Raw genomic sequence first — 18,200 nt, 5'->3', positions numbered from 1 at the left:
AAAGCCGCGCCGGGCAGGGCTTTGCAATCCCGCGAATGCCGAATTCACTATCAATGAAACGGAGAGGATGGTTACGGGCTGCCCTAGTCAGGCGCCTTGATCCGCTCGATCCGAAAATGCCGGCGCGGGCTGAAACCGCGCCAGACCCATGCGTCACTGGTCGGCAAGGGCAGGCGCCATTGCCTGCGGGGCAGGACCGTCAGCCGCCAAGTCCCGTCCCGATCGAGGCTGAATTCGATCTTGCCCGGTCCGGTGACTTCAGCACCCTGCCAGAGCGCGGTATCATAGGGTGCCCCGAGCGATGCGCGGTCGAGGATATGCAGGAAGCTGTCGGTCAGCGTGATTGACACGACTTCTTCGAAGGGATTGCCATCATTGGTGACGAACAGATAGCCGGTGATCGGATCGTGGCGATCCAGAGCGAAAGCCGCTCTCATCCAGACCCCTGCAAGTTCGACCTCATGCCCGTCCAGAAACAGTCGACCGCGCGGGATCTCGCCAGAAATCGGTGTGAAGTTGAGCTGATCTGCCAACAACGCTTTCATGAGATTGCCACGCGCTAGAAGAACAGACTGACGCCGAAGGCGCCTGCAACCGCGCCGGCGAAGGCGCCGACGCTGGAACATATTGGCGCGCCGGGACCACAAAATAATCCGGCAGCGGCCCCGCCCGCAAGGCCGCCCAGAACACCGCCACCCAGCACCGCGCCTTCCTCTATCGCGGCCGCACCCTTGTCCTCGGCCGAGGCGACGTTATAAACCGCCACGCCAAGCGACAGGATCAGCAGGCCGCGTCCGGCGCGCGACAGGCGGCGCATCAGCGCATTGACGCTCGCGCGCGACTTTCCAGAGCTTTCGACTACGGCGCGCAGGACGGCATCACGTTGTCCTGAAGGCAGTTGGTCAAAATTTGCTTTGTTGCCATAGAGCTGCATGGTTTTTTCCTGCAGCAGGGTCGCCAGCGATTTGCCCTTGGCTTTCAGGGATTCGGCGAAGGCTCGGCCAACGGGCGTACTGCGTCCCCGGATGAGATCAAGGATCACGTTGCGCTGTTCGCTTGCCAGGCGCGCGGCTTGGTCCCAGGTCAAGCGGCCTGCCCGGACTTCCGCCTTCATTTCGCGTGACATCTCGGCGATCATCCGGGCGTATCGCTCTCGCAGCGACGCATCCCAACCCAAACCGGCACCCGCCGCCGCCACGGTTCCTCTCAGCGTGGAAATCTCGCGGTCGAAATCGGCTTCGGTCGTCATGTCGGGTCAACCATGTCACAAGGAACGAATACGTTCGCAGAATAGGGGCGAGCGCGTGGCGGGGTCAATCACGGACCCTTGCCATGCCTGCAAAACAAGCCTATATCGCGCCCAAGTCAAACGGGCGACATGGTCAGAACAGACCGCTGAAACTTGGGTCGGGCAGATTGCCGCGACCCTTTGTCATTCCCGGGAGACGCCAAAGACCGGCGGAGCCAACCGCATGGCCAGACACAACATTGTAAAGGAAACGGATACACATGGCTGAAAAAGCGACCATGGAAGACTTCGAGGCGATGCTGAATGAAAGCCTCGACATGGACACGCCCGACGAGGGCAGCGTTGTCAAGGGCAAGGTCATCGCCATCGAGGCGGGCCAGGCCATCATCGATGTCGGCTACAAGATGGAAGGCCGCGTCGATCTGAAAGAATTCGCAAATCCCGGCGAAGAAGCCAGCATCAAGGTTGGCGACGAAGTCGAGGTCTATCTGGACCGCGTGGAAAATGCCCGCGGCGAAGCCTCGATCTCGCGCGAGAAAGCCCGCCGCGAGGAAGCCTGGGATCGTCTGGAAAAAGCCTATGCCGATGAAGAGCGCGTCGAAGGCGCCATCTTCGGTCGCGTCAAGGGCGGCTTCACCGTCGATCTGGGCGGTGCCGTGGCCTTCCTGCCCGGTTCGCAGGTCGATGTCCGCCCGGTGCGCGATGCCGGCCCGCTGATGGGTCTGAAGCAGCCGTTCCAGATCCTGAAAATGGACCGTCGCCGCGGCAATATCGTCGTGTCGCGCCGCGCCATCCTGGAAGAGAGCCGCGCCGAACAGCGCGCCGAAGTCATCGCGAACCTGACCGAAGGTCAGACGGTCGACGGCGTGGTCAAGAACATCACCGAATACGGCGCTTTCGTCGATCTGGGCGGTGTTGACGGCCTCTTGCACGTCACCGACATGGCCTGGCGCCGCGTCAACCACCCGTCCGAGATCCTGTCGATCGGCGAGACCGTCAAGGTCCAGGTCGTCAAGATCAACAAGGACAGCCACCGCATCAGCCTGGGCATGAAGCAGCTGCAGGCCGATCCGTGGGATACCGTGATCGAGAAATTCCCGATCGGTTCGGTGCATTCGGGTCGCGTGACCAACATCACCGATTACGGCGCGTTCGTTGAACTGGCCGCCGGTGTCGAGGGCCTGGTCCACGTTTCGGAAATGAGCTGGACCAAGAAGAACGTCCATCCGGGCAAGATCGTCTCGACCTCGCAAGAGGTTGACGTGATGGTTCTGGAAATCGACGAAGCCAAGCGCCGCGTGTCGCTGGGTCTGAAGCAGACGCAGCGCAACCCGTGGGAAGTCTTCGCCGAGACCCACCCGGCCGGCACCCAGATCGAAGGCGAAGTGAAGTCGATCACCGAATTCGGCCTGTTCATCGGGCTCGAGGGCGACATCGACGGCATGGTTCACCTGTCGGACATCAGCTGGGATGCCCGTGGCGAAGACGCGATCCAGGACTTCCGCAAGGGCGACGTGGTGAAAGCCGTTGTCCAGGACGTGGATATCGACAAGGAACGCATCTCGCTGTCGATCAAGGCGCTTGAAAACGACAACATGGCCGAGGCCGTGGATGGCGTGAAGCGCGGCACGATCGTCACCGCAGAAGTGACCTCGATCGAGGAAGGCGGGATCGAAGTGGAGTATAACGGCGTGAAGTCGTTCATCCGCCGCAGCGATCTGGCCCGCGACCGTCAGGACCAGCGCCCCGAGCGCTTCCAGGTCGGTGACAAGGTTGATGCCCGTGTGACCAATATCGACACCAAGACCCGCCGTCTGGGTCTGTCGATCAAGGCCCGCGAGATCGCCGAAGAGAAAGAGGCGATCGACCAGTACGGCAGCTCGGATTCGGGTGCCTCGCTGGGTGACATCCTCGGCGCCGCGCTGAACCGCAACAACTAAGCGGACGGCGGTACGCCACGAGACCTGGCCCCGTCCCTGCAGATCGCAGGGGCGGGGCTTTTCGTTGGCGGGGCGGTTGAGTTTGCTCAGGCCGGGCGGTGCATGGCCTTGCGCGCCTCATCGACCTCGGGCCGGATCGCGCAGTCCGTGGCGTGATCGTTGATCAGCCCCATCGCCTGCATGAAGGCGTAGACCGTGGTGGGGCCGACGAACTTCCATCCCCGCTTGCGCAGCTCCTTCGACAGCTTTTCGGAGGCTGGCGAGGTGGAGCGGCTTTGGGGTGACGCCTCGTTCTCCTCTGGTTCGAACCGCCAGAGAAACGCGGCCAACGAGCCCTCGGTCTCAACCATGTCACAGGCGCGCCGGGCATTGTTGACCACGGCCTCGATCTTGCCGCGATGCCGGACGATGCCGGCATCCGCCATCAGCTGCGCCACGTCGGTTTCGTCGAACAGCGCCACCTTGCGGAAGTCGAAGCCGGCAAAGGCAGCGCGGAAGTTCTCGCGCTTGGCGAGGATCGTGCGCCAGCTGAGGCCCGACTGGAAGCTTTCGAGGCACAGTTTCTCGAACAGCCTGATGTCGTCCAAGACGGGAAAGCCCCATTCGCGGTCGTGATAGGCGAAGAACTCGGGGGCTGCGGCGCACCAGCGGCAGCGCGGGCGGCCGTCCGGGCCGGGGATGGTGCCACTCATGCCGGCAGCTTCAGGAAATCCAGCGCGGGCACCGTGCGCTTCGGATCGATCTCATGGGTTTCGGCGCTCACGATCCCCTGCGTGACGAAGGGGTCAGCGGCGATCCGGGCGTCGTGATCGGCCCGGCTTTCGCCAGCGGCAAGGATCGCGCCTCCGGCATTGGGCGCGAGCGCGCCGACGCAGAGGAAGGCGCCATCGGCAAAGCCCTGGGCGATCCAGTCATTATGTGCCGCCATGAATTCAGGCGCCACGGCACCATTACCGGCGAATTTCAACAGGGTGACAAACATCGGCGCTCCTCTCGGTCAGCGGGCGGGGGCGAGGTCGGGCAGCGTGGCGAGCCAGTGATCGATGCCCTCCACCTCGCGGGGAATGATGGTTTCATCACGCAGGGACGAGGCCATCACTGCCACGCCCTGGGACCAGACCAACAGATGCAGCGCCAAGGCCTCGCTGCGCTCGCCCGCGCCAAGCGCCCGGAACTGGCGGACGAGCCAGTCGCGGAAGAGGCCGAAGACCTCGGCCGCGCGATCCTGCGCGACGTGATCAAGCTTGGCGAGTTCCAGGGACAGCGTGCCGACCGGGCAGCCGAAGGCCATTATCTTGGCGCGATTGGCGATCAGAAGGCGGATGAAGGACAGGATGCGGGCGCGCGGGTCGACGCCCTCGGCCTGCCAGCCGTCGAGCATGGCGCGCGTCTTCTCGATGCGGCGGGTGATCACAGCCTCAAGAATATCGTCTTTGGTCTTGAAATGGTGATAGAAATTTCCGCGCGAGATGCCGAGCGCTGCGGCGATCTCGGCAAAGGATGTCGCCTCGTATCCGCCCTCGTAGAAGAGCAAATCCGCCTGTTCGACAATCAACTCGCGCGTGGTGGGCGTTGGCATGTTAGGTCATCTGTCCTAGTTCACATCGATTTCTAGGACGGATGACCTAATTCGTCAATGCCCATGCCGGAGCGGCACGTCGCAGCAACCTCTGGCCCGCCTGCCGCGCAATCGTGCCCGACTGGCCGCGCGCCCGGACCCTGGCCTTTGACGGGCTTGCAAGCGACTTTCGGCCCCGGTCGGAAAAGACGGGCATATCAAACCGATGCAACCAAATGACTTGTCTTGCGTTGGGCGCTATACTCGTGCGAACGGTGGGCCAAGCACCGACCGTCCGTCCTCGTGGTCCAGGCTATTTGCAGGTAGAAAACATGATCCGGTCAGAACTGATCCAGAAGATCGCCGAAGAGAACCCCCACCTGTTCCGCCGTGATGTCGAGAGGATCGTCAACACGGTGTTCGAAGAGATCGTCGATGCCATGGCGCGCGGCGACCGGGTCGAGCTGCGCGGTTTTGGTGCGTTTTCGGTCAAGCAGCGTGACGCCCGCACCGGCCGCAACCCGCGCACCGGTGATGCGGTCGATGTCGAGGAAAAGCATGTCCCCTTCTTCAAGACCGGCAAGCTGTTGCGTGACCGGTTGAACGGCGAGGCCTGATCGCCGTAGAAAGGCCGCGCGCGCCCGGACCTTCCGGGCCGGAAGAAGGGATACCAGATGCGCTTTATCCGCCTGCTTTTCGTCGCCGTGCTGGCCATCGTTCTGATCGCCATCGCGCTCGCCAACCGCGAGATGGTGACGCTGACCGCCTTCCCGGCGAATTTCGGCCAATACCTGGGCGGCACATGGTCGATCAGCCTGCCGCTGTTCCTGGTGATCTTTCTGGCGATCCTCTTCGGCGTGGTGATCGGGCTGATCTGGGAATGGCTGCGCGAGGCGCATATCCGCCGCGAATCGCGCCAGCGCGCCAGCCAGGTCGCCCAGCTGGAACGCGAGGTCGGCAATCTGCGTGATCGCCATGCCGGCCCGCGCGACGAGGTTCTGGCCATCGTCGACGGCCCGCGCGCCGCGACGAGCACCGGCAACCCGCCGCGCCCCATCGCCTCGCCCTCGCCTGCGCCGGGAACCACGCTGCCGAGCCCCGGCGGACGTTGAATGGCCCAGGTCAAGATCTGCGGCCTCAGCCAGCCCGAACATGTCGCGGCGGCGGTCGAGGCGGGGGCGCGCTATCTGGGTTTTGTCTTCTTCCCGAAATCCCCGCGCGCCGTCAGTCCTGACGAGGCCGCCCGGCTGATGCAGGACATCCCCGCCGGCATCGCCCGCGTCGGGCTGTTCGTCGATCCCGATGATGCGCTGCTGACCGGGACGCTGGCGGTCGCGCCGCTCTACATGATCCAGCTGCACGGCAAGGAAAGCCCCGCCCGGGTGGCCGAGATCAAGGCGTTGACCGGGCTGCCGGTGATGAAGGCCCTCGGCGTGGCCGGGCCCGAGGACTTGGAAGCGCTCTGGGATTACGGCCTCGTTGCCGACATGCTTCTGGTCGATGCCAAGGCGCCCAAGGACGCGGTGCTGCCCGGCGGCAATGGTCTGGCCTTTGACTGGCGGCTTCTGACCGGGCGCAAATGGCTGAAGCCCTGGCTGCTGGCGGGCGGGCTGACGCCTGAGAATGTGGCCGAGGCGATCCGCCTCACCGGCGCAGCCGGGGTCGATGTCTCCTCGGGCGTCGAAACCGCGCCGGGGCAGAAGGACAGCGACCTGATCCGCGATTTCATCGCGGCCGCCTCGTGAGCCGGCCGGTGATCTGGCGCGAGGCCCGGCGCGAAGACGTGCCCGCCATCGTTGCCATGCTTTCCGATGACATGCTGGGCAAGTCCCGCGAAAGTGCCGATATGAGCCCCTACCTGACCGCCTTCGACGCCATGCGGGCCGAGGGCGGCAACCAGATCATCGTCGGCGATGACGCGGGCGAGGTGATGGCCTGCTATCAGCTGACCTTCATCACCGGCCTGTCGCTGACCGCTGCCCGTCGCGCCCTTCTGGAGGGCGTGCGCGTCGCCGCCAGCCATCGCGGGCAGGGGATCGGCGAGGCGATGATGCAGGATGCCGAGAACCGCGCCCGCGCCGCCGGCTGCAGCCTGATCCAGTTCACCACCAACAAGGCGCGCACCGACGCACACCGCTTCTATGACCGCATGGGCTTCACCCCGTCCCATATCGGCTATAAGAAGTCCCTCTAGGTTTCTTTCTCGCCCAGATATCCAAGTCCAGCACCGAAAAGGCAGCGCCATGGCCGATGATCTCGTGAACAGCTTCAAGAACGGCCCGGACGAGCAGGGGCGCTTTGGCATCTATGGCGGCCGCTTCGTCAGCGAGACGCTGATGCCGCTGATCCTTGACCTCGAGGCCGAATACGAGCGCGCCAAGACCGATGCGAGCTTCTGGGCGCAGATGGACGATCTCTGGACCCATTACGTCGGCCGGCCCTCGCCGCTCTATCATGCCGAACGCCTGTCGGATCATCTGGGCGGCGCCAAGATCTACATGAAGCGCGACGAGCTGAACCATACCGGCGCGCACAAGATCAACAACGTGCTGGGCCAGATTCTGCTGGCGATGCGCATGGGCAAGACCCGGATCATCGCCGAAACCGGGGCAGGGCAGCATGGCGTGGCAACCGCCACGGTCTGCGCCCGCTTCGGGCTGAAATGCGTCGTCTACATGGGCGCGCATGATGTCGAGCGGCAGGCGCCGAACGTGTTCCGGATGCGGCTTCTGGGGGCCGAGGTGGTGCCGGTCACGTCGGGCCGTGGCACGCTGAAGGACGCGATGAACGATGCGCTGCGCGATTGGGTCACCAATGTGCGCGACACCTTCTACTGCATCGGCACCGTCGCCGGTCCGCATCCCTATCCGGCCATGGTGCGCGACTTCCAGTCGATCATCGGCAAGGAGACCAAGGAACAGATCCTGTCGCGTGAGGGTCGTCTGCCCGACACGCTGGTCGCGGCCATCGGCGGCGGCTCGAATGCGATGGGGCTGTTCTATCCCTTCCTCGACGACAAATCCGTCCGGATCATCGGCGTCGAGGCCGGCGGCAAGGGCGTCGATGACCGGATGCAGCATTGCGCCAGCCTGACCGGCGGGCGCGCCGGCGTGCTGCATGGCAACCGCACCTATCTGCTGCAGGACAGCGAGGGCCAGATCCTCGAGGGCCATTCGATCAGCGCCGGTCTGGACTATCCCGGCATCGGGCCGGAACATGCCTGGCTGAAGGACCAGATGCGCGCCGATTATGTCTCGATCACCGATGACGAGGCGCTGGCGGCCTTCCAGCTTTGCTGCGCGACCGAGGGCATCATCCCGGCGCTGGAGCCCAGCCATGCGCTGGCCCATGTGGCGAAGATCGCCCCCGATCTGCCCAAGGACCATCTGATCGTGATGAACATGTGCGGGCGCGGCGACAAGGACATCTTCACCGTCGCCAAGCACCTCGGCGTCGACATCAAGACCTGAGCGGCCGGTTAACCATTCTGACGTTTCCGTGAGGAGGCCGAACCCCCGCTGATCCGGGGCGTTCTCTTGCCAGCAACCTTACTGGAGGCATGAAGAATGCTGACGAAGCACATGAAATTGGCCATGATTCTGACGGCCGCGATGAGCACCAGCGCATTGGCGCAGACCGCGACCGAGGTCGAGACCCCCGATGGTCAGACCGTGGTCGTCCCCGGTGCCGCGGTCGAATCCGACGGTGTGTCGCCGATCGCCACCGTGGTCGAGTCGGACTATCCGGTGTTCAACCAGGACGCCAATGACGAGGCCATCGCCGAGACGCTGATCGCCCAGGGCTTCAGCGACATCTACATCCTGCGCGACGGCTCGCTGATGACCGTCACCGCCACCCGCGACGGCGATGACATCAAGCTGGTCTACAACCTGGTCGAGGGTCGCCTGATCGAGGTGAATGGCGAGCGCGTCCTGACCGAGGAAGAGCGCACGCTGGACCCGTCGCCCGATGCCGAGCAGCCCACCGCGACCGAGGAAGCCCCGACCGAACCCGCCGAAGAGGCGACTGAGGAAGGTGCGACGGACGAGGCCACCGATGGCGCCACCGACGGCGCGACCGATGAGGGTGCGACCGATGGTGCGACTGACGATGGCGCGACCGATGCACCCGATGCCGACACCGGTACCGATGCTAGCACCGACACCGGCACGGATTCGGGCACCGATGACGCCACCGATTCTGGCACCGACTCGGGCGCTGACTCGGGCGCCGATTCCGGTTCGGATTCGGGCTCGGACGGCGGTTCGGACGGCACCGGCGGCTCGGACAGCGATGGCACCAACGGCTGATTTCGGCCTGACCTGATCCATTGAACCGGAACGGCCGGGGCGAACCTCTCGCCCCGGCCGTTTTCCTTGGCACTTGGTCAAGCCCAGCATTTGCCGGGATTTCGCGCCGCGCACAGGCCTAAACTTCCGTTTAGGGCCGCCGCATAAACGCTTGGCCAGCATCCCTAAACCCGCCTCGGATGGACTGTCTCCCGTCGCGGTGGCCAGTTGCTCTCACGGCGATCGCCAGGGTGGCGAAGCCCATATTCTCGGAGAGACAGAATGATCGGAAAGAAGAAGCAAAGGCTGCTTGCGGGTGTCGCGGCCTCTGTGCTGATCGCAGGGGCCGGCTATGCGACGCCGATGCCGCGCAATTTGGTTATGCCGACGGATGCTTCCGGGCCGGGGCAGATCTGGCTGGCTGCGGCGGGCGAGGACGAGATTGTTCCGGAAATTCCCGACGAGAATGAACCCTCCGATGTGACCGAGATCGATGTGGACGTCATCGAGGGCGGCGTGATCGAGGAAGACGGAGACGGAACGATCGCGGTCGAGGTCGATGGCGACGATGACGGGATCGATCCCGAACTGGGCGATCCTGCGGACGGCTTCGTTGATACCACCGACGGTTTCGTCGAGACGATGGACGAAACCGCAGATCCCGCGGACGGGTTCATCGACACCTCCGACGGATTCGTTGAGCCGACGGACGACAGCGTCATGCAAATGGACGATTCCGGCGATATCCCCAAGGAATGGCTGAGACGCGAGGTCGGGGCGGATGAGCAGGCAGGGTATCAGTCTGGCTCGGTCTCCAATGATGACCTGCCGGCCGCGTTCCTCCGTCTCAAGACGGAAGATCTCAGCCACTAACTGTGCTGAAAAGGCAGATTGACGCTGTCTTTCCCGATCAACAGACTCGGGAAAATTTCAACGCCGGGGCACGAACTTGCCCCGGTTCTTCCGTTGGGACCGGAGGTAACATGAAACGTTGGTTCTGCGTCTTGGCTTCCTTGATGGCGACAATGGTGGCGACGCCGGCGCTGGCACAGGCCGGCGACAACCGCCTGAGCAGCCAGGTCGTTTCGCAACTGCGCGATCAGGGATATGACGAGATCGAGGCCTCGCGCACATGGCTGGGCCGGCTGCGCTTCACGGCGGAACGCGGCGACATGCACCGCGAGATCGTCATCAATCCGAAGACCGGCGAGATCCTGCGCGACCTGCGCAGCAATTTCAGCCAGCTGGCCTCGGACGACCATGATGATGAAACGGGGGGCGAGGAGACCCACCGCCTCAGGGATGGCAGTGATGTCGAGGCGGTCGGGCAGGAAGACGAGACTGGTGCGATCGGGATGACACGCGACCTCGAGGCATCGATCGAAGATGGAATCGATCTGACGGAGCCCAAATGAGGTCGAGAACGTCCGGCTTGCGCAGGTTCCTGACCAGAAAGCGGTTGGGCCTGACACTGCTTTTGTTGTTCCAGGTTCTCTGCGCCGCTGTTTTCATCGCGGATATCCTGTCCTCGGTGATCGGGCTGGAAACCAGACCGCTCAGCTGGCGGTCCCGCGAGATGCTGGAACTGGGGGCCGCTCTTGGTCTGGTGATCGGGATCGCGCTGGGGGCCTGGGCGCTGCGCATGGCCGTGGCCGAACGCAACGCGGTCGAGGAACGGCTGCGCCGGGCTTCGGGCGCGTTTGCCGAGATCCTGAACCAGCGCTTTGCCGAATGGCGGCTGACCCCGGCCGAACGCGATGTGGCGATGTTCGCGATCAAGGGCATGTCCACGGCCGAGATCGCGACCCTGCGCGAGACTTCGGACGGAACGGTGAAGGCGCAGACCAACGCGATCTATCGCAAGGCCGGCGTCAGTGGCCGGACGCAGCTGTTGAGCCTTTTCATCGAAGAGTTGATGCGCGACGACGACCCGCTTAGCCTGGGCAAGCCTGCCTCCGAGGCTGCGGGAAACCCCTCCCGCAGCGTCGCCTGAGATACCTGCCGTCCGATCCCGGAATTTGGGGATGCGGTCTTGTCCTCGGACTGGACCGACGCGCCCTGGGTGTGATTCTTCACGGCAGCGCCGCAACGCCCGGCGAAGGCCGAAGACAGTCGATGACCCCGCACCTTGCCAGTTCATCTGTGGGCAATGAACGGCCAAACCCCCAGGGTTCACCCGGAATCCGCTCCCGCAAAGGCCGGAACCGAACACTAATCTTAAGTTTATTGGCCGAATTTCCGACCGTCGACCAATAGCGGGGTCCGCGACAGCCTGCCTAGTCTTGCCCATGCCGGGATGACCCGGCCCGCGAAAAAGAAGGAGCGAGACGATGCGCAGGATTTTGACCCTTACCACCGCACTGCTGACCGCCGGACTGGTCGGTGGCGTGACGGCGGCCTCGGCCCAGACCATGAACACCGACAACGCTGTCCGGTCGCTGACCGATCAGGGATTCACCAATATCGAGGTGAAGCGCGACGATGGCCGGCTGGAGATCGAGGGCTGGCGCGGCGAGGAAAAGCTGGAAGTGACCTATGACCCGGCCACCGGCGCGGTGGTGAAGCAGGAACGCGAGCGCGTGCCGGGCGGCAAGGCGGCGGATGACCGCGACGACTGGTACGATGATCGCGATGACCGGGATGATCGCGATGATCGGGATGATCGTGACGATGACCGCGATGACGACCGCGATGATCGCGATGACGACCGGGATGATCGCGACGACCATGACGACCGGGACGATGACCGCGATGATCGCGACGACGACCGGGGCGATCATGACGACCGCGATGACCGCGATGATGACCGCAACGACCGGGATGACGACCGGGATGACGACCGGGACTGAGCGCGGCAGAGCGATGATCCGGCGGCAACAGGCCTGCCGTTCCGGATCGAGACTTGCGGCAGAACCTGTCAGAGCAGAGAATGGAGAGGGGCGGCGCCTGCCGCCCCGATCCTTCACCAGACGAGGATACCGAGCGTGAGGCGGCACAAGACCATTTTGACCGGCATGAAGGCTCTGTCTCTGGCCGTGGCGCTGGCGCTTCCGCCGGCGCAGCTGGTGGCGGCACCGCCGGATGTCGCGGCGCAGGTGAGCCAGCAGCTGCGGGCACAGGGCTATCGCCAGATCGAGGTGCGGCGCACCCTTCTGGGCAAGGTCGTCGTCACCGCGCGCGGCAACGGGCATGAGCGTGAGATCGTCATCGACCCGCGCAACGGGGCGCTGCTGCGCGATCTGGTGCGCGAGGATAACGGCGGCGACCACGGTGTCAGCATCGCCCGGGTCGGCGACCGCGGAGATGACGACGGCGAGGACGACGACGGCAAGGACGACGACAAGGATGACGGCGACGACAGTTCCGGGTCCGGCAGCGGCGGTGACGACGGCGAGGATGACGACCGTTCCGGCTCGGGCAGCGGTGGCGGCGATGACGACGACCGTTCCGGTTCCGGCGGCGGTGGCGACAGCGACAGCGACAGTGACAGCGACAGTGACAGCGACGATGGGGACGATGACTGACCGGGTCTCCTCATCGGGCCACCTGCTGAAGCACGCCCCCCTGATCGCGATCCTGGCGTTGCAATCGCTCTGCGCGATCTACCTGGTCCGCGACATGGTGCTGTCGGTGCTGGGCATCTATTACGAGCCGCTGGCCTGGGAATACCTGGAATATCTTGATATTGGCGCGGCGCTGGGGCTGATCGCCGGCATCGCGCTTGGCGGGCACATGCTGGTTCAATCCCTGCGCCAGCGCCAGCGGGCCGAGGAAAAGCTGCGCCGGGCGCGTACCGCCTTCGCCGATCTGGCGCTGGAGCGCTTTGCCGACTGGGGCCTGTCACCGGCCGAGCGCGAGGTGGCGCTGTTCTCGATCAAGGGCCTGTCGGTGGCCGAGATCGCCGGGCTGCGCGGCACCTCGGAGGGCACGATCAAGGCGCAGGCGGTGGCGGTCTACCGCAAGGCCGGGGTCGCCAACCGCCACCAGCTGCTGAGCCTCTTCATCGAGGACATGTTCGACCCCGACCTGATGCCCGCCGCCGTTTCAGCGCCGGATCGGGCCGCGATCAGCGCCGCAGCACCAGAACATTCATGACCGATTCCAGGTAGGGGTCGGGAAAGAGGATCCGCCCGCGGTCCGCGCCGGTGAGTTCCACCACGCCAACCTCGGGCAGCATCTGCACATCACTGCTGCCGTCCACCACCTCGGGCAGATCGGCATAGGGGATCGGCTCGCGGTCCCAGGTATAGCCGGTGCCGACATAGATCAGCCGGCCCTCCCGCTCGAACAGCTTGCCCTTGGTCCGCTGCGAGCCGGTCAGTTTCTGGAACCCGCCCTGATCGTCGGCGCGGCAGGCGAAGGGCTGGTAGATGGTCAGGGCCAGGCCGCCGCCCACCTTCATCATCTGGCAGGACCAGTCCCCCGGCATCGCTGCCAGCGCCTCGGCCGCCGGCATTGGCGCGCCGCGCAGGGCGGGCAGCAGCCGGTCCAGATCGCCGGGCGCGGCATCGGCCATCGCCTGCCGCAGCGCCGCGCCATAGGCGCGATCGGCGCCGTTGAGCCGGCGCAGGTCATCGGCGCGCAGGGTCGAGCCATCGGGCAGTTGCCGCTGCGTCTGGTCCTCGGCGACAGCGGCCTCGGGGTTGGCATCGCCCGAGGATTGGGCATGGGCGGGTGCAGCCAGCGCGGCCAGCAGGGCGAGGGCGGTCAGGCGGGGCATGTCAGTCCTCCGGGTGGGGTCCCGGTTCAACCGCATGGGCCTTCAGCAGTTCCAGCGGCACGATATCAACTGCCCGTGCATGGGTCGCCTCGAGCACCACCTTGGGGGCGGCGAACTCCTCGGCCGCCTGCAGGAAGCGTGCGGCGCAGAGGCACCAGCGGTCGCCCGGCTTCAGCCCGGCGAAACGGTATTCGGGCCGGGGTGTCGACAGGTCGTTGCCCAAGTATTTCGACAGCGCGAGGAATTCGGCAGTGACCACGACGCAGACCGTGTGGCTGCCCGCATCCTCGGGGCCGGTATTGCAGCAGCTGTCCCGGTAGAAGCCGGTCAGCGGATCGCTGGAACAGGGGTGCAACTCGCCGCCCAGCACGTTGACGGATGGGTGTTTCATGCTGCGAGGCTACCCCGCCACCGCCCTGCCGCCAAGGGATCAATGTGGCCGAGGCTGCCAGTCGACCCAACGGCCATGGAAATCCGCGCGCGCCAGCGACCAGCCATGAAACGCCCCGTCCCAGAGCCGCAATTGCAGCGCCGCGCCGCGCCCGCCATCCGCCTCCATCGACAGATGGGCCAGGGGTGCATTCACGGATGCCCGCGCCCCCGCCGCCTGCAGGCTGGCTTCGCAAGCCGCCTGCGTCTCGGGCGGGAAATATTGCCAGGCGACGGTGTGATAGACCAAGCGCAGCCGCCCGGGCGCGGGGTCTACCAGCCGCGCCTGCAGCCAGCCGGCGGCATCGCCCTCATGGACCGGCACCGGATGCACCTTGGCAACCGCCAGCGCCGCCCGCAGCCGGGCCAGCCGTTCCGGTTGATCGGCCCAGCAATAGGCCAGGAGACGCTCGGCGCCCGTCACCGGATCGACGGGCCGCAGGTCGACACCTTCGGCGGCAGCAACCACAAACTCTGTCTCGGGGAACTCTCCGGTCCACCGAGGCGAAAGCACAACTTCACCTGGCAGAAATATCTCGGGGGTTGCCGATTGGTGCGCCACTGGTTCGAGAACCAATCGGCGACGGGCAGCGCCCCGGTCCGGCGCCAGCCGATAGCGCGCGAAATTCAGGTTCAGCCCCGCCGAAGCCCCCAGTTCCAAGAGTTCGAAGGGCAGGGGATGCAACCCGGTCAGAAACCGCGCCGCCGCGATCAGGACGGCCGAGCGCCCGACCTCGTTCGTCTGAGGCGGGCTGTCGAGCCAGTCCAGCACCAGCGCCTCATGCGCGGCTATGGCGGCCAGCATGGTCTCGACCGGCGGATCGCCCACCGCATAGGCGGCGGCGAGCGCCGGTGTGCGACCCGAGAGGACCAGGTGATGCAGCGCCCCGGCCAGCCGCAAGGGCACCGAAGCCCCGCGCGACGAGGCATCGCCCGGCCAGCCCAGCACCCGCGCCGCCACCGGCCCCTGAGAAACCTGCAGCGCCGTGCCAAGCCGCTCGACCACCCGCGCCGTCAGTTCCGATCCGAGCGTGCGGCAGGAGACCGCCTGATCGGCAAAGGCGCTGCGGACCGTCACCGGAAGCGATCGGCCAGCGATTTCAGCCTGTCGCCGAAGCTCTGCGGCGCCTCGGGAGCCTCGGGTTCGGCAGGCTTTGGCGGGGCAGGGGTCTTCCCCTCCGCCGCAGGCTTCGCCGCCGCCTCGTCATTCCGCGAGGGTGCCACGCGTCGCGCCACGGCATTCTGGAACCGCCCGCCATCGCCCGCCGCCAGATCGGCCGCACCGTCCGAGATGCCGCGCAGCAGGTCATCGAGCCCGTCCTGCTCGGCCTTGGCGAAATCCGACAGCACGTAGCCTGCCACGCGGTCCTTGTGCCCCGGATGGCCGATCCCCAGCCGCACCCGGCCATAGTCGGCGCCGAGATGCTGGTGGATCGAGCGCAGCCCGTTATGCCCGGCATGGCCGCCGCCCTGCTTCACCCGGCATTTGCCCGGCGCAAGGTCCAGCTCGTCATGGAAGACCACCACATCCGCCGGCTCCAGCTTCAGATAGCGCATCGCCTCGCCCACGGATTGCCCCGAGAGATTCATGAAGGTCTGCGGCTTCAACAGCGCCACCCGCTCGGACCCCAGCCGGCCTTCAGAGAACAGCCCCTGGAAGCGCGGCTTCCACGGGCCGAAGCCGTGATCCCCGGCGATCCGGTCCAGCGCCATGAAGCCGATATTGTGGCGGTTCGCGGCATATTTCGCGCCGGGATTGCCCAGCCCCACGAACAGTTTCATCCAAACCTCCGGCCCCGGTCGCGGGGCAATTCACATCCGTCCCTTGCAGCGGACCTCGCCCGTTACTAAGACTCTGTCAACCTTTCGCGTCTATGCCTTTGGACCTCGACCCGGGGCGAATCGTGCGGAACGGACAATCAGGCAAGGAAGACAGATGAGCAATCCGGCAGAAATCTACATGAACACCCTTGTCCCCATGGTCGTCGAACAGACCTCGCGCGGGGAACGGGCCTATGACATCTTCTCGCGCCTGCTGAAGGAACGGATCATCTTCGTGGCGGGTCCCGTGCATGACGGCATGGCCACGCTGATCTCGGCGCAGCTTTTGTTTCTCGAGGCGGAAAACCCCTCGAAGGACATCAGCATGTACATCAACAGCCCCGGGGGTGTCGTGACCTCGGGCCTGTCGATCTATGACACGATGCAATACATCCGCCCGCGCGTCTCGACGCTGGTGGTGGGTCAGGCCTCGTCGATGGGCTCGCTTCTGCTGACGGCGGGCGAGAAGGGGTTGCGCTATTCGCTGCCGAACAGCCGGATCATGGTGCACCAGCCCTCGGGCGGCTTCCGCGGCACGGCGACCGATCTGCTGATCCAGGCCAAGGAGACCGAAAGCCTGAAGCGGCGGCTGAACGAGATCTATGTCAAGCATACCGGCCGCACCCTGGAAGAGGTCGAGACCGCGCTGGACCGCGACAGCTACATGTCGCCGGAAGAGGCGAAGGACTGGGGCCTGATCGACGAGGTTCTGGCGCCGCGCGGCAAGGCCGAACCCGAGAAGAAATAGGCCCGAATGCTCGACGTATTGGGGATTGTGACGCGACGCGGCGAACCCTAACATAGACGCAAGGCCCGGCCCGGTCGTTCTGCGGGCCGGTCGGGGGCAATTCGGGCGGATCAGGATCCGCCTGCACGGGCCAAGGGGCGGGGGTGCCCCGAGGCGATGGAAGGAATAAAGTCGATGGCCAACCAGTCCGGCGGAGACAGCAAGAACACGCTCTATTGCAGCTTCTGCGGCAAGAGCCAGCACGAGGTGCGCAAGCTGATTGCGGGCCCGACCGTCTTCATCTGCGACGAATGTGTCGAACTGTGCATGGATATCATCCGCGAGGAAACCAAGTCCTCGGGGCTGAAATCGGGCGAGGGCGTGCCCACCCCGCGCGAGATCTGCGCGGTTCTGGATGATTACGTCATCGGCCAGGAACATGCCAAGCGCGTGCTCTCGGTCGCGGTGCACAACCATTACAAGCGGCTGAACCACGGCTCGAAATCGGATATCGAGCTGGCGAAGTCGAACATCCTGCTGATCGGCCCGACGGGCTGCGGCAAGACCCTGCTGGCGCAGACGCTGGCGCGCATCCTCGATGTGCCCTTCACCATGGCCGATGCGACGACACTGACCGAAGCCGGCTATGTCGGCGAGGATGTGGAAAACATCATCCTGAAGCTGCTGCAGGCGTCGGAATACAATGTCGAGCGGGCGCAGCGCGGCATCGTCTATATCGACGAAGTGGACAAGATCACCCGCAAATCCGACAACCCCTCGATCACCCGCGATGTTTCGGGCGAGGGCGTGCAGCAGGCTCTGCTGAAGATCATGGAGGGCACGGTCGCCTCGGTGCCGCCGCAGGGCGGGCGCAAGCATCCGCAGCAGGAATTCCTGCAGGTGGACACGACCAATATCCTCTTCATCTGCGGCGGCGCCTTTGCCGGGCTGGAGCGGATCATCCAGCAGCGCAACAAGGGCAGCGCCATGGGCTTCGGCGCGGCGGTCAAGGAAAACGACGATCGCGGCGTGGGCGAGACCTTCAAGGAGCTCGAGCCCGCGGATCTGCTGAAATTCGGCCTGATCCCGGAATTCGTCGGCCGCCTGCCGGTCATCGCCACGCTGACCGATCTGGACGAAGAGGCGCTGATCATCATCCTGACCAAGCCCAAGAACGCCCTGGTCAAGCAGTATCAGCGGCTGTTCGATCTGGAGAACGTGCAGCTGACCTTTACCGAGGATGCGCTGACCGCCATCGCCAAGCGCGCCATCCAGCGCAAGACCGGCGCACGGGGCCTGCGCTCGATCATGGAAGACATCCTCTTGGATACCATGTTCGAACTGCCCGGCCTGACCAGCGTGGAAGAGGTGGTGGTGAACGAGGAGGCGGTCGACAACCCCGCCGCCAAGCCGCTTCTGATCCATGCCGACCAGAAAAAGGAAACCGCGACCGCCGGCTGAGGCTGG

Annotated in this window: 24 protein-coding genes; 15 read left to right on the top strand and 9 right to left on the bottom strand. The window is 65.1% G+C overall.

The annotated features are described in order from the left end of the window. Nucleotides 1–83: 83 nt before the first annotated feature. Both Q1A36_RS00280 and Q1A36_RS00275 read right to left on the bottom strand, forming a co-directional pair. Nucleotides 84–437, bottom strand: a complete 354-nt coding sequence (locus Q1A36_RS00280) for a hypothetical protein (RefSeq protein WP_299838068.1) — start codon at nucleotides 435–437, stop codon at nucleotides 84–86. Between the two features lie 122 nt (nucleotides 438–559). Next, a complete protein-coding gene (locus Q1A36_RS00275) occupies nucleotides 560–1,249 on the bottom strand; it encodes a hypothetical protein (RefSeq protein ID WP_299838065.1) in 690 nt (229 codons plus the stop codon). Nucleotides 1,250–1,509: 260 nt separating this feature from the next. Between Q1A36_RS00275 and rpsA the strand changes: the two genes are divergently transcribed. Next, nucleotides 1,510–3,189 carry a 30S ribosomal protein S1 gene (gene rpsA, locus Q1A36_RS00270; protein WP_101751332.1) on the top strand — a complete coding sequence of 560 codons (1,680 nt, stop codon included), beginning with the start codon at nucleotides 1,510–1,512 and terminating at the stop codon, nucleotides 3,187–3,189. Between the two features lie 86 nt (nucleotides 3,190–3,275). Here rpsA and Q1A36_RS00265 read toward each other — a convergent pair whose 3' ends face one another. From Q1A36_RS00265 to Q1A36_RS00255, 3 genes are read right to left on the bottom strand one after another with little or no spacing between them, the layout of a single operon-like run. Then, a complete protein-coding gene (locus Q1A36_RS00265) occupies nucleotides 3,276–3,881 on the bottom strand; it encodes a DNA-3-methyladenine glycosylase I (protein WP_299838060.1) in 606 nt (201 codons plus the stop codon). Beyond that, nucleotides 3,878–4,171: a YciI family protein gene (locus tag Q1A36_RS00260; RefSeq protein WP_299838057.1), complete on the bottom strand. Its 294-nt coding sequence runs from the start codon at nucleotides 4,169–4,171 to the stop codon at nucleotides 3,878–3,880. Before Q1A36_RS00260 ends, Q1A36_RS00265 begins: the two co-directional genes overlap by 4 nt. A gap of 15 nt (nucleotides 4,172–4,186) precedes the next feature. Next, entirely contained in the window at nucleotides 4,187–4,768 is a 582-nt protein-coding gene (locus Q1A36_RS00255; protein ID WP_299838054.1) for a TetR/AcrR family transcriptional regulator, read from the bottom strand. Nucleotides 4,769–5,079: 311 nt separating this feature from the next. On the opposite strand from Q1A36_RS00255, the gene ihfB reads away from it, so the two are divergent. The 12 genes from ihfB (at nucleotide 5,080) to Q1A36_RS00195 (ending at nucleotide 13,131) form a co-directional block, all read left to right on the top strand. Further along, entirely contained in the window at nucleotides 5,080–5,364 is a 285-nt protein-coding gene (gene ihfB, locus Q1A36_RS00250; RefSeq protein ID WP_101751336.1) for an integration host factor subunit beta, read from the top strand. A gap of 57 nt (nucleotides 5,365–5,421) precedes the next feature. Continuing rightward, on the top strand, nucleotides 5,422–5,859 hold the full coding sequence (locus Q1A36_RS00245) for a lipopolysaccharide assembly LapA domain-containing protein (RefSeq protein ID WP_299838048.1): 438 nt from the start codon (nucleotides 5,422–5,424) through the stop codon (nucleotides 5,857–5,859). Next, nucleotides 5,860–6,492: a phosphoribosylanthranilate isomerase gene (locus Q1A36_RS00240; protein ID WP_299838045.1), complete on the top strand. Its 633-nt coding sequence runs from the start codon at nucleotides 5,860–5,862 to the stop codon at nucleotides 6,490–6,492. It abuts the gene before it with no gap. Continuing rightward, nucleotides 6,489–6,941, top strand: a complete 453-nt coding sequence (locus Q1A36_RS00235; protein ID WP_299838042.1) for a GNAT family N-acetyltransferase — start codon at nucleotides 6,489–6,491, stop codon at nucleotides 6,939–6,941. The genes Q1A36_RS00240 and Q1A36_RS00235 overlap by 4 nt, the downstream gene beginning before the upstream one ends. Before the next feature lie 49 nt (nucleotides 6,942–6,990). Further along, nucleotides 6,991–8,217, top strand: a complete 1,227-nt coding sequence (trpB, locus tag Q1A36_RS00230; protein ID WP_299838039.1) for a tryptophan synthase subunit beta — start codon at nucleotides 6,991–6,993, stop codon at nucleotides 8,215–8,217. A gap of 123 nt (nucleotides 8,218–8,340) precedes the next feature. Next, nucleotides 8,341–9,057, top strand: a complete 717-nt coding sequence (locus Q1A36_RS00225; RefSeq protein WP_299838037.1) for a hypothetical protein — start codon at nucleotides 8,341–8,343, stop codon at nucleotides 9,055–9,057. A gap of 261 nt (nucleotides 9,058–9,318) precedes the next feature. Continuing rightward, on the top strand, nucleotides 9,319–9,909 hold the full coding sequence (locus tag Q1A36_RS00220; protein WP_299838034.1) for a hypothetical protein: 591 nt from the start codon (nucleotides 9,319–9,321) through the stop codon (nucleotides 9,907–9,909). Between the two features lie 143 nt (nucleotides 9,910–10,052). Beyond that, a complete protein-coding gene (locus Q1A36_RS00215) occupies nucleotides 10,053–10,451 on the top strand; it encodes a hypothetical protein (protein ID WP_299838031.1) in 399 nt (132 codons plus the stop codon). A gap of 65 nt (nucleotides 10,452–10,516) precedes the next feature. Continuing rightward, complete coding sequence (locus Q1A36_RS00210) at nucleotides 10,517–11,029, top strand: LuxR C-terminal-related transcriptional regulator (RefSeq protein ID WP_299838028.1); 513 nt, start codon at nucleotides 10,517–10,519, stop codon at nucleotides 11,027–11,029. Nucleotides 11,030–11,366: 337 nt separating this feature from the next. Beyond that, nucleotides 11,367–11,885, top strand: coding sequence for a PepSY domain-containing protein (locus tag Q1A36_RS00205; RefSeq protein ID WP_299838026.1), 519 nt, complete (start codon nucleotides 11,367–11,369; stop codon nucleotides 11,883–11,885). Nucleotides 11,886–12,050: 165 nt separating this feature from the next. Continuing rightward, nucleotides 12,051–12,560, top strand: coding sequence for a hypothetical protein (locus Q1A36_RS00200; RefSeq protein WP_299838022.1), 510 nt, complete (start codon nucleotides 12,051–12,053; stop codon nucleotides 12,558–12,560). After that, nucleotides 12,553–13,131 (top strand): helix-turn-helix transcriptional regulator, encoded by a 579-nt coding sequence (locus Q1A36_RS00195; RefSeq protein ID WP_299838019.1) that lies wholly within the window; start codon nucleotides 12,553–12,555, stop codon nucleotides 13,129–13,131. The genes Q1A36_RS00200 and Q1A36_RS00195 overlap by 8 nt, the downstream gene beginning before the upstream one ends. On the opposite strand, the gene Q1A36_RS00190 is transcribed toward Q1A36_RS00195, so the two are convergent. From Q1A36_RS00190 to pth, 4 genes are read right to left on the bottom strand one after another with little or no spacing between them, the layout of a single operon-like run. After that, nucleotides 13,103–13,756 (bottom strand): DUF4893 domain-containing protein, encoded by a 654-nt coding sequence (locus Q1A36_RS00190; RefSeq protein ID WP_299838017.1) that lies wholly within the window; start codon nucleotides 13,754–13,756, stop codon nucleotides 13,103–13,105. The genes Q1A36_RS00195 and Q1A36_RS00190 overlap by 29 nt on opposite strands. Nucleotide 13,757: 1 nt before the next feature. Next, complete coding sequence (locus Q1A36_RS00185; RefSeq protein WP_299838015.1) at nucleotides 13,758–14,147, bottom strand: DUF2237 domain-containing protein; 390 nt, start codon at nucleotides 14,145–14,147, stop codon at nucleotides 13,758–13,760. A 39-nt stretch (nucleotides 14,148–14,186) separates the two neighbouring features. Continuing rightward, a complete protein-coding gene (locus Q1A36_RS00180; protein ID WP_299838013.1) occupies nucleotides 14,187–15,263 on the bottom strand; it encodes a DUF2332 family protein in 1,077 nt (358 codons plus the stop codon). Continuing rightward, nucleotides 15,260–15,967, bottom strand: coding sequence for an aminoacyl-tRNA hydrolase (pth, locus tag Q1A36_RS00175; protein ID WP_299838010.1), 708 nt, complete (start codon nucleotides 15,965–15,967; stop codon nucleotides 15,260–15,262). The genes Q1A36_RS00180 and pth overlap by 4 nt, the downstream gene beginning before the upstream one ends. Nucleotides 15,968–16,121: 154 nt before the next feature. Between pth and Q1A36_RS00170 the strand changes: the two genes are divergently transcribed. Next, entirely contained in the window at nucleotides 16,122–16,754 is a 633-nt protein-coding gene (locus tag Q1A36_RS00170; RefSeq protein WP_101751352.1) for an ATP-dependent Clp protease proteolytic subunit, read from the top strand. Between the two features lie 174 nt (nucleotides 16,755–16,928). Continuing rightward, a complete protein-coding gene (clpX, locus tag Q1A36_RS00165) occupies nucleotides 16,929–18,194 on the top strand; it encodes an ATP-dependent Clp protease ATP-binding subunit ClpX (RefSeq protein ID WP_299838005.1) in 1,266 nt (421 codons plus the stop codon). The last annotated feature ends 6 nt before the right edge of the window (nucleotides 18,195–18,200 follow it).

Source organism: uncultured Paracoccus sp., from assembly GCF_947487305.1.
Lineage (GTDB): Bacteria > Pseudomonadota > Alphaproteobacteria > Rhodobacterales > Rhodobacteraceae > Paracoccus.
The sequence above is the reverse complement of the archived record's forward strand: the minus strand, read 5'-3'. Positions and strand labels throughout refer to the sequence as shown.